The organism is Clostridium felsineum DSM 794 (assembly GCF_002006355.2).
GTDB lineage: Bacteria > Bacillota > Clostridia > Clostridiales > Clostridiaceae > Clostridium_S > Clostridium_S felsineum.
This window is the reverse complement of the sequence record NZ_CP096980.1, coordinates 2138959-2154846: the sequence shown is the minus strand read 5'-3', so window position 1 is coordinate 2154846 and position 15888 is coordinate 2138959. Positions and strand designations below refer to the sequence as shown.

General features: G+C 29.0%; 15 protein-coding genes and 1 pseudogene. 2 read left to right on the top strand and 14 right to left on the bottom strand.

The window, feature by feature from the left end; all coding sequences use genetic code 11:
- Positions 1–108 precede the first annotated feature (108 nt).
- Both CLFE_RS24540 and CLFE_RS10150 read left to right on the top strand, forming a co-directional pair.
- Complete coding sequence (locus CLFE_RS24540) at positions 109–300, top strand: hypothetical protein (protein WP_490246360.1); 192 nt, start codon at positions 109–111, stop codon at positions 298–300.
- Positions 300–896: pseudogene (locus CLFE_RS10150) on the top strand (DUF1919 domain-containing protein). The gene CLFE_RS24540 and the pseudogene CLFE_RS10150 overlap by 1 nt, the downstream one beginning before the upstream one ends.
- Before the next feature lie 107 nt (positions 897–1003).
- Here the strand turns inward: CLFE_RS10150 and pseG are convergent.
- From pseG to CLFE_RS10080, 14 genes are all read right to left on the bottom strand, one after another.
- Positions 1004–2023 (bottom strand): UDP-2,4-diacetamido-2,4,6-trideoxy-beta-L-altropyranose hydrolase, encoded by a 1020-nt coding sequence (pseG, locus tag CLFE_RS10145; RefSeq protein WP_077892710.1) that lies wholly within the window; start codon positions 2021–2023, stop codon positions 1004–1006.
- Between the two features lie 21 nt (positions 2024–2044).
- Positions 2045–3097: a pseudaminic acid synthase gene (pseI, locus tag CLFE_RS10140; protein WP_077892711.1), complete on the bottom strand. Its 1053-nt coding sequence runs from the start codon at positions 3095–3097 to the stop codon at positions 2045–2047.
- Between the two features lie 321 nt (positions 3098–3418).
- Entirely contained in the window at positions 3419–4366 is a 948-nt protein-coding gene (locus CLFE_RS10135; protein ID WP_077892712.1) for an ATP-grasp domain-containing protein, read from the bottom strand.
- A 15-nt stretch (positions 4367–4381) separates the two neighbouring features.
- The gene (locus CLFE_RS10130; RefSeq protein WP_077892713.1) at positions 4382–5131 is read right to left on the bottom strand and encodes a cytidylyltransferase domain-containing protein; all 750 of its coding nucleotides are present in this window, start codon (positions 5129–5131) and stop codon (positions 4382–4384) included.
- 12 nt (positions 5132–5143) lie between these two features.
- Positions 5144–5815 carry an HAD family hydrolase gene (locus tag CLFE_RS10125; RefSeq protein ID WP_077892753.1) on the bottom strand — a complete coding sequence of 224 codons (672 nt, stop codon included), beginning with the start codon at positions 5813–5815 and terminating at the stop codon, positions 5144–5146.
- A gap of 10 nt (positions 5816–5825) precedes the next feature.
- Positions 5826–6212 carry a VOC family protein gene (locus tag CLFE_RS10120; protein WP_077892714.1) on the bottom strand — a complete coding sequence of 129 codons (387 nt, stop codon included), beginning with the start codon at positions 6210–6212 and terminating at the stop codon, positions 5826–5828.
- 9 nt (positions 6213–6221) lie between these two features.
- Positions 6222–7802, bottom strand: coding sequence for a glycosyltransferase family protein (locus tag CLFE_RS10115; RefSeq protein WP_077892715.1), 1581 nt, complete (start codon positions 7800–7802; stop codon positions 6222–6224).
- Positions 7803–7814: 12 nt separating this feature from the next.
- Positions 7815–8837 carry a UDP-N-acetylglucosamine 4,6-dehydratase family protein gene (locus CLFE_RS10110; protein WP_077835010.1) on the bottom strand — a complete coding sequence of 341 codons (1023 nt, stop codon included), beginning with the start codon at positions 8835–8837 and terminating at the stop codon, positions 7815–7817.
- A 20-nt stretch (positions 8838–8857) separates the two neighbouring features.
- Positions 8858–10162, bottom strand: a complete 1305-nt coding sequence (locus CLFE_RS10105; protein WP_077892716.1) for a DUF4910 domain-containing protein — start codon at positions 10160–10162, stop codon at positions 8858–8860.
- Between the two features lies 1 nt (position 10163).
- Positions 10164–11813, bottom strand: coding sequence for a motility associated factor glycosyltransferase family protein (locus CLFE_RS10100; protein WP_077892717.1), 1650 nt, complete (start codon positions 11811–11813; stop codon positions 10164–10166).
- A gap of 40 nt (positions 11814–11853) precedes the next feature.
- On the bottom strand, positions 11854–12648 hold the full coding sequence (locus CLFE_RS10095) for an AAC(3) family N-acetyltransferase (protein WP_077892718.1): 795 nt from the start codon (positions 12646–12648) through the stop codon (positions 11854–11856).
- A 12-nt stretch (positions 12649–12660) separates the two neighbouring features.
- Positions 12661–12882: an acyl carrier protein gene (locus CLFE_RS10090; protein ID WP_077835006.1), complete on the bottom strand. Its 222-nt coding sequence runs from the start codon at positions 12880–12882 to the stop codon at positions 12661–12663.
- Positions 12883–12899: 17 nt separating this feature from the next.
- Positions 12900–14651 (bottom strand): HAD-IIIC family phosphatase, encoded by a 1752-nt coding sequence (locus tag CLFE_RS10085; protein WP_077892719.1) that lies wholly within the window; start codon positions 14649–14651, stop codon positions 12900–12902.
- 17 nt (positions 14652–14668) lie between these two features.
- Positions 14669–15886, bottom strand: a complete 1218-nt coding sequence (locus tag CLFE_RS10080) for a motility associated factor glycosyltransferase family protein (RefSeq protein WP_077892720.1) — start codon at positions 15884–15886, stop codon at positions 14669–14671.
- Positions 15887–15888 lie beyond the last annotated feature (2 nt).

Genomic DNA, 15888 nt, shown 5'->3' with positions numbered 1-15888 from the left:
GGAACAAGTGACGAATATAATTTAGTACATGATAAAATACTATTTGAAACATTAACAGGAAATTTATCAATTGAAGCACTAATATCATGAGACAAATATTCTAGTTATATTGATGAAAAAAAATTAATAGACAAAACTAAAATATCCAACTATCAATTTGATTACATAATAGTATTCAACAAAGAGCGATTTTCAAATATTAAAAACGAAGCTATTGAATTACGTATACCTGAAGATAAAATAATAAATGGAAAAGTTTTTTTACTCCTAATTTTGATTTTAAAAGATATTGTAAATTAATTGAGAACCCTATTACTATTATTTCTGATGATTGCTGGGATGGTAAAGTAAGTAAATATTTATCATTAAAATTTACTTCTTCTTTTATTAATTTCTATTTATATAATGATGATTATATGAAATCCTCGGAAAACATGGATTATTATTTAGAAGAAGATTTACAAATGTACGATAAATGAGATATTTATTCCTGTAAATCACCTAAGGGTTCATTAGGTATAGGTGATAACAAAATTATATTTAATTTTAACCATCATTCATCATTTGAAGATGCTAAAAATGATTGGGATAGAAGAAAATCAAAAATAAACAAAGAAAATTTATTTATAAAGATGGTAATAACAAATGATAATGAAAAACTTATAAAAAGATTTGATAACTTACCCTATAAAAATAAAGTTTGTTTTCATCCTAGACCACTAAAACATAAATCTATTGCTTTTATTCCTCGTTATATTTGGCAATGTACAAATAATCCTAAAGAATATTCAAATTGCGATTTAAATGGTTATGTAAGATGGATAGATGAATTTTTAAAGTCATGTAATCTTTTAAAAATGCTTTGTGGTGAAGATGACTTTATTTGTGAGAAATAAAGCATTTTGCATTAATTAAGTTATGTTTTATATTAAATAAGAAATTTAAAAAATCCACTGCCTCGCCAGTGGATTTTATATTTAAATTCTTACATTCTATTATTTTTTCAAACCATATCTAATATTTTCTCAACTATTCTTTGAGTTCCCATTCCATCAATGATTGCCTGCGCTGTCAATGAAATATTTTTTCTTTTGTTATAGTCACTACTTAGGGTATGTATTTCTTCTAAAACCTTTTCCCTATTTAATTCATTGTGCCACCCAAGATTTTTTATTATTTTAAGACTATCAAATTTCTCTGCTGATTTTTTTTGATTTTCAGCTACTGTAATAGAAAGAGATGGAACACCCACGCTGCAAAGCTCGTATAGGGTACTTCCTGCTGCTGATATGCATATATCACATTTTTTCATTAGTTCGCACATATCTGCATTATAATAAAAGCTTAAGTTTTTTGATTTTTCATATATTTTTAGTTTATCTATATAGGCTTCATCAAAGGATGCTCCAACAACTACATGAAAATTATAATTCTCATCTCTTAAATAGTAAAGCAGTTTAAGCGTTAATAAAAATGGATCTGCTCCACCTGCCGTAATCATTACATCCCGAGCTTTTCTTCTTATAATTTTATCCTCTAGATTTTTAAACTCATCTCTGAGCATCACATAATTACAGCCTAAAAGAAGAGTTTTATCAAAAGTTTCATTATACTTTAAATCGCTTGCATTTATATTTTGATTTATTATCATATCAAGCCCTTTAAAATCATAACGACACATGTCATCAATATATATAGTTCTATGAAATACTGCACTTGTAACCTTAAAATACATGTCATCCACATCATAACTATCTGTTATTAGCATATCACCTTTTATTCTTTTCAAATCTTCAAGTACATCATTTTCATGTACCATTTCCACCTTAAACCCACTTGATAGAACCTTATGAATACCTTTAGAATATTTTCCATTAGTTATATTTCTCTTATTTCCCTCTTCTGTTTTACAAACATATATAACCTCAAAATACTTATTAAGTTCTCTTGCTAAGGTAAGTGTCCTCATTATATGACCCATACCTATATCCCTGCCTCCATCGGCTCTGATTAAAATCCTCAATTATACCACACCTTTTTAATTTTATTCTAGTAAACTCCAGTCCAAAGGTGTACCCTTTTTAATATCCCTTCTTGCTTTCTTTCCAATTACATCCTTTGTATATTTTGTCTTTAACCCAAATGCTGGTCTTATGCTTTTAACATTTTCATTTGTAAATATTTCTCCCCTCCCTATGTCCTTAACCACAAATAATGATCTTGAATGTTGTCTGCTATTTTTTTGTTTTTCTGTAAGTTCGTATGTTACCTTTCCTAAAGCCTTTTCAACTTCTCTTATACTTTTAACCATAGCTTTAAATTCTTCTGGCTCCATTGAAAACGCCGAATCAGGCCCACCATCACTTCTTTTAAGCGTAAAATGCTTTTCAATTACAGTTGCTCCTAAAGCAATAGCTGCTGTAGCTACTGAATATCCCATAGTATGATCAGATAGCCCAACACTGCAATTAAAGGTATCTCTCATATTAGGAATAGTCTTAAGATTAATATCTTCTAGCGGTGATGGATATGAACTACTACATTTTAAAAGCATAACATTTTCATTTCCTTGCCTTTTGCATGCTTCTACAGCTTCATAAATCTCCCCTATTTCTGCAATACCTGTTGACATTATAACAGGCTTACCTTTTGAAGCTATGTATTCTATAAATGGTATGTCTGTAAGTTCAAATGAAGCTACTTTATAAGCTGGCACATTCATTTCTTCTAAAAAATCAACAGCAGTATTGTCAAATGGAGATGAAAAGCATATAAGCCCTTCTTTTTCTGCAATCTTTTTTAATTCTGGTTGCCACTGCCATGGTGTGTAAGCTTCTTCGTACAATTTATGGAGCGTTGTACCATCCCATATGGTGCCTTGCTTTATTTGAAAATACTCATTATCTGAGTTAAAGGTTATTGTGTCAGGTGTATAGGTTTGAAGTTTTATAGCATCTGCTCCTGCCTCTTTTGCTGCCTTTATTATTTGAGCAGCTCTATTAAAGTCTTGATTATGATTGGCAGACATCTCTGCTATTATAAAGGTTCTTTGTCCTTCACCTATTTTTCTTCCTCCAATGTCCACGATCTTATTCATTTCTTACCCCCTCACTTCAAAAACATTTTGTTTTTCTACATTTTTAATCTTTTTTCAAACTCTTTTCTGTATTTAAAAGTATACTTGCCTTCCCTTTTGCCTTTTTTAGACATGACTTTATAATATTTTCTATCACTTATTAATTTTACTAAATTATCGGACATTTTTTTAAAACTTGAAGAGCAAAATTCTTCTACTACACATAATACTTGAGTATTTATATACCTTTATTATTAATTAATAAAACTGTTTTATTCATGTATTTAATTAAAGAAAACATTATATTCAAAGCCTCTGCAAATTTTCACTTTACAATGTTTTCTAAACATATATTGCCTCATCATACCTAAGCATAGTTAACTCTTTAAAGTCATCTATAGTCTCTATATTTATATTATTTTTTATATCCTTGAAACACTTTCCATAATCTCCTCCTGCTTCAAATGAGAGTGGCACTCCGCCACCGAAACGAGGATTTATTTCTATAAAATATACTTTTCCTCTATTATCTACAATACACTGAATAGTGAGAGGACCTACTACATTATCACCATTTTTTGAGGCTTCCTTTTGGAGTTTTTCGCATAAGTTTTTCACTGACTTTGTGATATTTTCATCTTTTACAGTTCTGCTTTTTGTAACTTCTCCTGAACGAACCTCTAGCCTTTCTCTTGGTATTGCAAATATAACTCTTCCCTTAAGATCACATAATGTATCTATAGTATATTCTTTTCCTTCTATAAATTGCTGCAATATTGGATTTTTAACATACTGAGAAAAAAAATTCAATTCTTTTTCATTATTTATTTTAAACACACTGCTGCTCCCCATACCATCAAGTGGTTTTATAATTAGTGGATAAATAATATCTTTATTAATTTTGTCTTTCATGTACGTAATTGGACAACTTATATTATTTTCCTTAAAGAATTCATAGGTTTTCCATTTATCATTGCAAATTTCAATTATACTCTTTCCACTTAAAAGAAGTTCTGTACCAAGGTTTTTAAGCTCTTCTCTATATTGGCAAAGGCTTAAAAATTCTCTTTCAAAAAGTGGAATTAAAAAATCTATCTTTTCTTTTTTACATATATTAAAAATATCTTCAATGTAGCCCTCTTCATTATATTTTTTCACCTTAAAAAAACCATCTACAAACTTGGCTGCAGGTGCTAAACCTGAAATATCGCATCCAAATACCTTTGCATTCCTTTGTAAGCACTTTATAAGTTGCACTCTTTTACCTACTGCTGTTAAAAGTATGTTCATCTTAAACTCTCCTACTTAAACTTCTTTTTGTTTTATATTGTTATTAATTTGTGCTATTTCAGAATTTTTATCAAGATACTCTATTACAGTTTTTGCAGAAACAAATTCATCATTAAAATATTTGTATATATTCTCTACTAGCTTGAAATCTTCTTCTGTATCAACACAAAGCCTGTAAGGTCTTAAATAAATCTCATCACCACGTACATAACCTATTTTAAATTCTTTAGGGTGCTTATACATATAAAGAGTTACATGTTCCTTATACATATCCATTTCTTCACCTATATTATTTAATAAACTATTTATTTTTTTAAGTGCTTTCATTGAAAAAATCTCCACATCAAAACCTCTTACAAAAGTATCTGGAACATCCAATCTCACATAATCATAAGTATTACTTAAAAATTTCGTTATAACATTATCTACTATTATAGGATCGACCAGTGGACAATCTCCTGTAACTCTTATTATTACATCATTTTCAGAAGCCCCAAAGCTTTCTGCTGCATCTATATATCTTTTTAATACATTGCTCTCAGAACCTCTAAAAACCTTGTAGCCATATTGCTCACATACTTTAACAAGGGGAAGTTCTCTTTCCATTAAAGATGTTGCTAGAATCATTTCATCTATGTATTTTGACTTTGTTAATCTATCTAAAGTATATATAACCATTGGCTTATTTAGAATTGGTTTTAGAACCTTTCCTTGAAGTCTTTCTGATCCCATCCTTGCTTGTACTATACAAAAAACTTTTCCCATACTATCCACCCTTTATATGTTTTTAATTATGCTTGAAAGTTCCATTAAATTATTAATACTGTTATGTGCTTCATATCCATGTTCTGCCTCTAAGCACATGTTGTCTCCCTGCTCCCTTATTATTCTTACAGTATATAGGCCTACTTTTCTTGCACCAATAAAATCTTTCCTTGGATTATCTCCTACGTACACAGCTTCGCAAGCCTTACATCCTAAAAACTTTATCATTTCTATAAAAGCAAATTCACTTGGTTTCCAAAACTTCTCACCAAAATCATCTGTTACAATTATTTTTTCGAAATATTTTTCTATTCCTAAATTATTTATTTTATTCCACTGTACTGAGGCTTTTCCATCTGTTATTACACCCATTTTATATTTACCATTGAAACTCTCTAAAACCTCTTTTGCATCGTCATAAATTTGAAGTGGTGAGTTTGTTTTCCTATATATCTCAACTAAAGTTTTTATATCTTCTTTAATATTATATTTCTTACATAGGGTATCAAAGATTTTTCCTCTTCCCTTTAACCTTAATATTTCTAATATATCATCAAATAATTTTTTCTCATCAAAATTATATTTACTAGAAAGAAAAGATGCAACACATTTAAAACCCTCTTTTACAAAATCCATTTCATTATATAAGGTATCATCCAAATCAAATATAACTGCTTTTATTATTTTAATCACCCTACTTCTCTAATAATTCTACTAAACCTATATCTCTTGAAAATAAAAAAGCAACCTTACGATTATCTATTGCTGGTGCTATCTGTACCTCTTTAAAAAGGGTATATCCTATCTTTGACATTTCTTCAATAGATGTATATATATCATCAACCTCATAACAAATATGATAGGGTGTACTCCCCTTTTTTATAGTCTTATTAATTGGCGAATTTTCTCCACTGGGTGCTATAAGTTCAATTCTATAGCCATCATTTATTATGAACTTTATATAAACTTCCCGTATGTCATCTTTTACAACTTCTGTCTCTTCAGTGTATCCAAGCTGTTTAAATTTCTCTAAAGCTTTATCTATGCATTTTACTGCATAACCTATATGATGTACCTTCATTTTATCCTCCTACACGATTTTTCCTTCTAAAACTTCCATCATTTCTTTAAGTCTTACCTCATAAGTGTGATACCTTTTTACTTTTTCATAGCCATTTTTAGCTATTATTTTTCTTTCTTCTTCATGACATATATAATATTTAATTATCTCAGTAAGCTCTTTAAAATCTCTATAAAGCACAAAATCTTTGCCTTCTACAAAAAATTTTTCCAAATCTTTTTTGTAATTGCTTGCCATAAAACCACCGCTTCCCATAATATCAAAAACTCTCATAGGAAGCCCTGCTTTAAAACTCGATCTTATTAGATTTATATTAACTTTTGAAAATTTAAATACAAGCGGCATTTCTAAATAATGTTCAGCATTTCCACTGTAAACTTTAGTATCACAAAATACTTTTTTCCAATTTGAATCTCCATAAACTTTAAAATTAAAGTTTTCTGAAATTGTCTTTGCCATATTTATTCTTTGAAGTTCATCGAATTTTCTAGATAATATAAAGTACATGAATTTCCTGTTTGAAATAAGTGGCATCTTCTCCTTACTAAAAAACCGCTTAAGACTCAACACTAACCCACTATCTAACTTTTCATTTATTATATCCTTAGATAAAAATTTTTCTTGAACTCTAAAAATGGCATCTATCTTATTTAATTCATCATCATTAAGATCATTTTCTATAGAATTAAATTCGTTTTTCATTATAGTATTTCCAACAAAACTTGTATCACAAAAATACTTTTCTTTCAAAACATCATTTACCTTTATTCTATCTATTCTAGAAACGTTTACCGCTTGTGGAAGATAATATACCTTTAAGGCTCCGAGTTTCTTTATCTCAGAAACCATTTCTTCATCAAAATGAAACATGTAATTTACACTATTAAAGACTTCTTCTTTATAAAAACTGTAATCTGGAATATCTACTGTCCAAGATATGTATTTCACTCCTATACTACTACAAACATTGGACATAGCTGCTATAAAGTTTATTGTAAACACATAATCCGGAAGATATTTTTTTATCATGTTGAAAATATCCTCCACATTATATTCGTTAGTACTTTTCGCTCTAATAACCTCATATCCAATGTTCTCAAAAGCATCCATACAATCTCTTGCTATAGTGACATGATCAAAAACCATTATTTTTTTCTTTCTTATTCCCTCAGTTTTATTTTGTAAAAAACTATAGGCCTCATAATAAAATTCTCTGTATAAATCAGTTATCTTTTCATTATTAAAAATAACTTTACTATCTAGGTTCGGAATATTCTTATACTCTTTACCTATATACAAATGTACATTTGACCTATTTAAAAGATTTTCTGTAAATTTATTCTTTTGAGTTTCTTCTACAAATTTTTCCTCACATTCTAAGATGAACACATCTCCAGAAAATGTATTCATAATTTCTTTCAATTCATATCCGAGTCCTAAACCTAAAAATATAAGATTATTACACTGAAATTTTTCATTAATATTTATTCTTTCAGGTGAGTACTTAGAATAAATATATTTTACTTTATTATTTTCTTCAATTTTACATGTAGTGTTGCCATTTTTAGCTTTTTCAAAAATAATATTCACAGATTACCTCCTCTAAATAAGTCCACAGTTTTTCAAAAGCTTTCTTACCTCATCTAAAGTTATTGGTTCTATATTAGATGAATTATAGCTTCCAATCTCTGCTTTTTTATACTTATTATATCTAGCTGTATAATCTCCCATATAGAAGCTTGATGGAATTACAGCATAAGAGTGTCCCATATCATAGGCATTAACAGATTCCTCTTGTGTCATAAGCTCTTCATAACACCTTTCACCTGCCCTTAAGCCTATTTCTTTCACTTTTATCCTTTCAGGGCTTCTATCTAGTTTTCTAGAGGTTTCCTCAATTACAACCTTCGCAAGATCAATAAGCTTTATAACTGGCATTTTAAGTATAAACACTTCTCCACCAATAGACTCCTCTGCCGCCGTCATTATAAGTCTCACTGCTTGATTTAAAGTCATCATGAATCTGCTCATATTAGGATCTGTTACAGTTATAGTTAAATTATCCTCAATTTGCTTTTTAAATAGCGGTATTACTGAACCACGTGAACCCATTACATTACCAAATCTAACTGCTACAAATTTTGTTCTTGCATTTCCTTTACTATAATTAGCCGCCTGTACTAATTTTTCAGCAAGAAGCTTTGTTGCACCATATGAATTAGTGGGATTTATTGCCTTATCCGAACTTGTAAAAACAACACATTCCACATTATAATATGTAGCTGCCTTTATAACATTTTGCATACCTGTTATATTAGTTTTTATGGCTTCCCCTGGATTGTATTCACATGCTGGCACATGCTTCATAGCAGCAAGATTAAACACAATATCTATTCCATTCATTGCTCTCTCTACCCTATCATAATCCCTAACATCACCTATTAAAAATCTAAATCTATCTAAAATCCCTCTAAATTCATCCTGCATTAAAAACTGCTTATATTCGTCCCTACTAAATATCCTTATTACTTTTGGATTTTCTCTTAAAAGCTCATTAATAAGTCCATGACCTATAGTACCTGTTCCACCAATTATCAATATGTTTTTCCCTGTAAAGTAACCCATTTTGAGTACCTCCCTTATCTTTATACCATTTTAAGAAGTCCTACCTTATAAAGTGTATCTGCTGCATATTTTATCCTTTTAAAATCCATATTTGATTTGTAAGCTATGTCTAAAAGCGAGTGCTTACCATCACTCATGTTTAATACCCAAAACATTGCAAATTCATCGAAAGGATAATCACTCCCTCCTCCAATCATTCTGTAAACTCCTCTTTTACCAAGCTGTGGCTCACATTTTGGATTCAAGTTTAAATAAGTTTTATTATTTTCAATAGTATAAATTACTTCAAGATATGTCTTATATGAATCGGAAAGTCCTTCTATGCTCATATAAGACAGATTATCTGCTGATGTATGATAACCATTAAACCCATAACATGATCTCATTAGTGAACCGACTGGCAAATTTATTCCAGGTGATGCAAATTGCCTTTCATCACTACCCCAAGGGAAAAAATCTGCTATAAAATATTTATCATTACAATGCATTAAAACTTTTTCTACTATTCTATCTATTTCGGCATCATGAAATTTCGTTCTTTTATAATTTTTCATTCCTCCATCGCCAACACAAGTAGCAACCAATCCCATTTTTATATTTTTTAGTTTATCTTCATTTCTACTAAGCCAAGTTATAGACCCAATAGTTTCAGGTGCAAATAAAAATCTATAAGAATATCTAGTTTTTATTTTGCTAAGAGCTTCAGCTATAAAAGTAATTAATGCCACACCGCTCAAATTATCATTACACATAGATGGATGACATGTATATGTGGAAAATAATATTTCATCCTCAAGTTCACCTTTTATATAATATTCGCCATATGTAAGGCTGCCATCTTCAAGAGATGAATCTATTACTACCTCATATTTATCCTCTATGAGTTCCTCAAATTTATTTTCTGACATGCAAAATCCCCAATTTTCACTGTAATATGAGGTTAGATAGGGTATTCTGTCTTTATGATCTTTAATAGTGTGCAAATACGGCTTAAGCTCTTCTAATGTCATGCTTTTATGAACTGGAACACTATAGTTCATAACATGAAGATTATTTTCTTTAAAGTCTACTACTCTTTCGCCCTTAGAATTTTTGATATATGCATCTTTTATATTCCACTCTTTAGGTATAGTCCAATCAAATACTTTAGTTCCAGACTTCACTTCATGTAGTTCTAATGGTATATGATTTTTTATCATACCCATAGTTTCTCTTACACCATTTCCAGTTATACTTCTACATATTGGAAAAAGTTCTTCTATAAATGCAAATATTTTTTTTCCAACTTCATTGCTATTTTTGATAAACTCATTTATCTCTTCCATGTTATTCCACTCCTGGTCCTTTTATATATTCCATAGTTTCTTTTATAAGCTTTAAGTTTTCTATCAATTCATTACATAATTTACTACTATCTAAATTATTTTTATCTAAAGCTTCACTCATATGATTCAAAAGAAAATGCTTTTCAATATAATTAACTATTTTTTCATACTTTCCATCTTCTATAGTAGAATTGTTTATATCTTCAATTATTCTTTCGCCTTCTAAAAGCGTATTCTTTAATTCTTTTATTACATTATTTACTTTTATTTTATTATTTTTTGAAAAAACACTAGAAATATTCTTATTCAAATCCACCTTACAGTGGTTATAAAGAGATTTTTCAAATTCCTCCACTGTTGCACCTTCTATGTATGCTCCACCTTCTGTACAATTTATGTACTTTCTATCATTATAAATTTTTATCATTTCCTCCATAGTTTTTCTATACATATTTAAAAGTGCATCAGTTCTAACCTTCCCCCCAAATACGTCTTTAACATAAATATTATCTTCTATATCATTTAAATTTCCTATTTCACCTTTTGAACTAGCAATATCAGCATGGGCTTTATCATCTGTATAGGCAAAGTCCTGTCCTATCATCATTATAGGATTACAGCCTAATTTAACAGCAAGACCTAAACAATTATGTGCAACTGAACCACCATGATCAAGTGCTCCTACATCTGTTTTAAGTAATCTCTTTAAGTTTTCATCATAAGAATTTATTATCTTGTTTCCTTTATGATTTTGGACTACCTTCCAATTGGTTTTTTCAAAATATACAAGCGGTATTCTACTATAGTCATAAGATTTAACTTGATCGTATGCAATATCTGCTGGATCTATAATACACAAAAAGTCTGGTACTATTCCTGTCTCCAAAAGTGACTTTAAGGTTCTTCCTCCAGAAATTATTACGCATTTATTCTGATAAGTCTTTAAATAAGATAGATTCTTTTCAAGAGATGGACCTGCAGATACAATAACCGCTGGTAAACTTCTGAATAAATTATCGAAATAATATACAGGAGTACTTTTTACTATATATCTTAAATTTTTTACATAACACTTAAACCATAATTTTGAAAATTTATTATTTGTACCACTATTACTTAAAGCTATATCTATGTAATGTTGAAGAACTTCAGTACAATATTTAAGTTCATCATTATATACTCTATTGTAATTATGAAATACTATGTAATTTATTTCACCTACCTCGTTTTCCTTTAACATACTGGACAGGTTAACAAAGAACTCATCTTTCAATAAAAGACATAAATAAACCCTTCTATCCTCTACTATTTCTTTAAAGTATTCTGTAAACATAAACGCCTTTATTGTATTTAACTCTGGTTCAATCACTATAATTTTCCTTATTTCTTTATAACTCTGTAGAATATCTTTTATATACTCTCCCGAACCAAGTCCAAAGATAATTACTATACTTTTATTCTTCTCTAATATTTTATTTGATATATCTACTATGTCCCTGGAAGAATTATATTTACTCCCCATATATATGCTTTTCCCATCCTTAAAGATTTTTAATACACTTCTATTATCCTTGCTCTTCTCAATAACATAGTTAATTTCAAAATGATTTTCTTTAGATTTTTCTATAGAATTTTTTGTAATTTCATTCATTGCCATCCCCCCTAAGGTCTTAGAGAAAAGAATATATAGTCTATATCTTCACTGGTTCCTTTAACAAATAAAATATGTCTTTTTTTAGCAGTTCAAATACTTCATTATAAAGATCTTTTGAACCTATAAGTAAAATGCTTCCCGCTCCAATTTTAGTTTGTTTCATAATATTTTTTCCCAAAAGATGATTTTTTAATCTTTCTGTTTCAAGAATTACATTTTTATCTAAATACCTAACATAAAATTTACACTCTGCTAAGTAATCTTTTTCTCCGTTCTTTATTGTTCCCTTAAAAACTTTTAAGTATCTGTATGGAATTTTAAAACTTTGTTCTATATAATGAAGATACGTGCATGCATGGAAATCTGCACCTAGAAACAAAAGTTTCCCTCTACTTTTAAAAAGCTTATCAAATATTGAATCTTTACCAAAGGAATCAAGAGAAACCTCCCTAAATTCATTTTTACCCTTTCCCCATATAGAACAAGAAAATATAGGCTGAACTGTTCTTACCGTATCATCACTTTTTCTAAAGAACTCATTTAATGCTCCAACTGTTCCCTTAGTCTTTTGTACATCAAAAATTTCTCCTTTACAAAAACTATAAGAAAAGCTTGGCATTATAATAGTTCCATTTTCTCCAACTACTTCTTTTACAGAGGAGATAATACTATTAAAAAATTCTTTTCTATTGGATAATATAAGCTTTCCAAATACGGTTATGTCGCTATGAAGAAATACAATATCTCCTTCTTTAACTCCTAAATTAAAAAGAGCTTCTTTAAAATCATAATTGCTTATCTTTTTATTCTCAAATTCATAAAGAAAATTCATACTTAATACCTTCTAACATTTTTGGCTTACAACATTTTTAAGATCTTTAAAAGTTCTAATACTTTCAACTTGATCCATGGTAAATTTTATTTGGAGTCTATTTTCAATTTCATTTATAAGCATTAAATGACTAAAAGAATCCCATTCATCTATTACATCTCTCTCTAAACCATCCTCTACTTTATCAGGCTCTATATCTAATACTTCTGCAAATATTAATTTTAATTTATCCATAATCTACACCCTTTCGTTTAAACTATATCTATAAATTCAGGCTTCTTAACTGCATTTTCTGTACTTTTTTCGTAAAATTTAATTTTTTCTTCTTCCTTTACGCATTTAAAGCCCATATCCTCATACAAAGATTTTACAGGAATATTTTTCTTTGTAGGTATATATACTGCTTTTATAGTTTTTACACTTTTTTTATATGCGCTCTTTTCAATATAGTTCATTATGGCATATTCTATTTTTCTTCCCATTACTCTACAACTTAAAAGCAAAGTATCAATATACCATACGTCATGTTCTTTTTTTATTATACAAACTCCAGCGATTCCATTATCACCAAACTTATCCTTAACAGCTATAGCTAATACTGAATATTTATCCTCCAGCATGAACTTTTTAATATCCTCTTCAAAATACCTCTTAGTGGTCATATTAAATTGATTTGTCTTTTGTGTTAATTGAGCTATTCTTGCAATATTAAACTCATCATCCACCTTTATTTCAACACACATATTTAAAGCCTTAAGATATTCATCTATACTTTGAATTTCTTCTTTTAGTTCCTGCCTTTTTCTATTCTCAGCATACATAAGTCCTTTTTTTCTATCCTCATCTGTAAGATATAAAACATTAAATTCAGAACTTATATCTATAATGGTTTTTAAATATAAAGATGGATCTTTAGGCATATTTACAACCTTAACTTCCTTTAGACTTTCTTTAACTATTTCACAATTTAGCTTATCATCATCAAGAAAAACTATACTATCGGTGCCTATATTTAATTTCTTTGCTATTGTTCTAATGTTTGATGCTTTATCATTCCAATTTATTTCAAGATCCGCAAAGTTTTCTTCACCAAGAAGCATATAAGGGTGATTTCTTATAACTTCTATGGCATCCTCATAATTATTTTTACTATTTACAGCCAAAATTACCCCTTTTTCAAAAAGTAATTTTATGAATTTTTGGAATTCATAAAAAGGTTTTCCTTGACCTGTAGGACCTAATTTTATTCCTTCTATGCCGTCTTCTCCTACAACTCCACCCCAAAGAGTATCATCCAAATCTAAAACCAAACATTTTTTTATTATGGACAAAGTTGGCTTTATGTAATTCATATATTCTATGCACAAATCCGGAACATACTTCATGTCTAACTTCATATCTCCAAGATAGTACATCTTATAGTCTCTTTCACTATTTTTACCCAGTTTACTTAAGAATTTGTCATAATCAAAAACATAAACTCTATCAACCGCTTTAAATTCTTTTCTTAAGTTATGATTAATTTCCTCAACCATTTCTAAAAATCCAAATTCTTGCTTGCTCTCTAATATTCCCATAGGAGAATAATAGGGCACTTCAAAATTATGAAGAATAATGCTGCAATTCAAACTTGTTCTTATTATATTTACAAAGTTTTTTACTTCCTTTAAAATCTTGTCTTTTAGTTTTTGCCTTTGAAAACCTTCCATTGTAAAACTTCTAAAATAATCATCACCAAGCACAGTTTCTAAATCAATCGCAATAATCACCATATCAGGCTTTATTTTATATAATTCACTACTGCTATCTAATATTTGTTGAGTATACTGATTATATTCACTTACATAAATTTCACTTTTTACTCCTATAGAATCGCACATAACCCCAAGAGTTTCCTTTACTCCTCTAAGGGTTGAGCTTGGTAAATATGCAATTTTTATATTTTTATTATAAACATTATTCTTAAGCTTTTTGTATTCCTTAATATACTCTGCTGTAGTCATGTTTTACCTCCATAAAATTAGTTAACAGCATCAATAAGACTACTTACCTTTGTTCCTTCTATATGTGCCCCTCTGCTGCAATTTATGAATTCAATTCCACTTGATTTACGTATTTTCTCTTCAATCCAACTTTTAAAATATAAAAATCCTTCATTTGTTTCAATATATTTTCCATCAACAGACTTCACTATTTTACCGCCTTTGCTTTTTCCATCCCCGTAATTATCATGATGAGATTTACCATTTAAATAGCCCAAATCTTGTCCAATAAGGATTACTTTATGAGGTTTACTAAGTACTGCTATACTTAATGCTGCAGTTGCTACGGATTTTCCCGTTTCAATTAAAATATCATTATGTTCGCTAGCTAGTTTATAATCATTAAAAAACATAAATTTTTCGTAATTCCATTCAGAAACTACCCTACTACATGCCGAAGCTAAAAAACAAAGTGGTACATTTTCATTTAGAACAAATTTAAGTTGATTATAAACTATATCTTGAGGATCTATTATACATATCATATCTGGTATAATGCCCTCTTTAGCTAAAAATTCAGCTGAACTGCCAACACAAAATATCTTGATTTTATCTCTTACTCTTTTTAAAGCATCTATATTAAAGTCTAGAGATGGACCTGAAGAAACAATTACTATATCCTTTTTATTTAAGCTAGAAGCATTTAAAAAATCTTTAATTTTCTTATAATCTCCACTTAAGTTAACACAATAATTATTCTCTGCAATTTTTCCATGCTTTTCTATTTCAATTTTAGCAAGTTCATATCCATGAAGTAATCTATTTATATCTTTAAATTTTTCTGGCAGTACTTTAAGAGATGGTCTATATATAATAATCGAATTAACTAAACTAAGTGCTTTTGAAAATTCACTTAAAAACTTATCATCGTAATTAAAAAAACATTTAAGCCTAGAATCCTTAATTAATCTTTTATATAAAGCTCCACTTTTAGCTATATTTACAATGTCTTTATCCGCATCAAATACAATAAGTGAACTTTCTTCATCCATAGATTTTAAAACAGTATCAATATGATATCCTAATGCGAATCCGTAAATAACCACATACTTTTCACCTTTTATTTGTTCTATGTTGCTATTAACAAACGTTTTTGCTTCCTTTAAAGGATTGTATTTACTATGAATGAATACACCGTCTACTTTTAACGTATAATTATCAACCATTGTTTTTACAATTTCAAGCTTCCTATTCATTA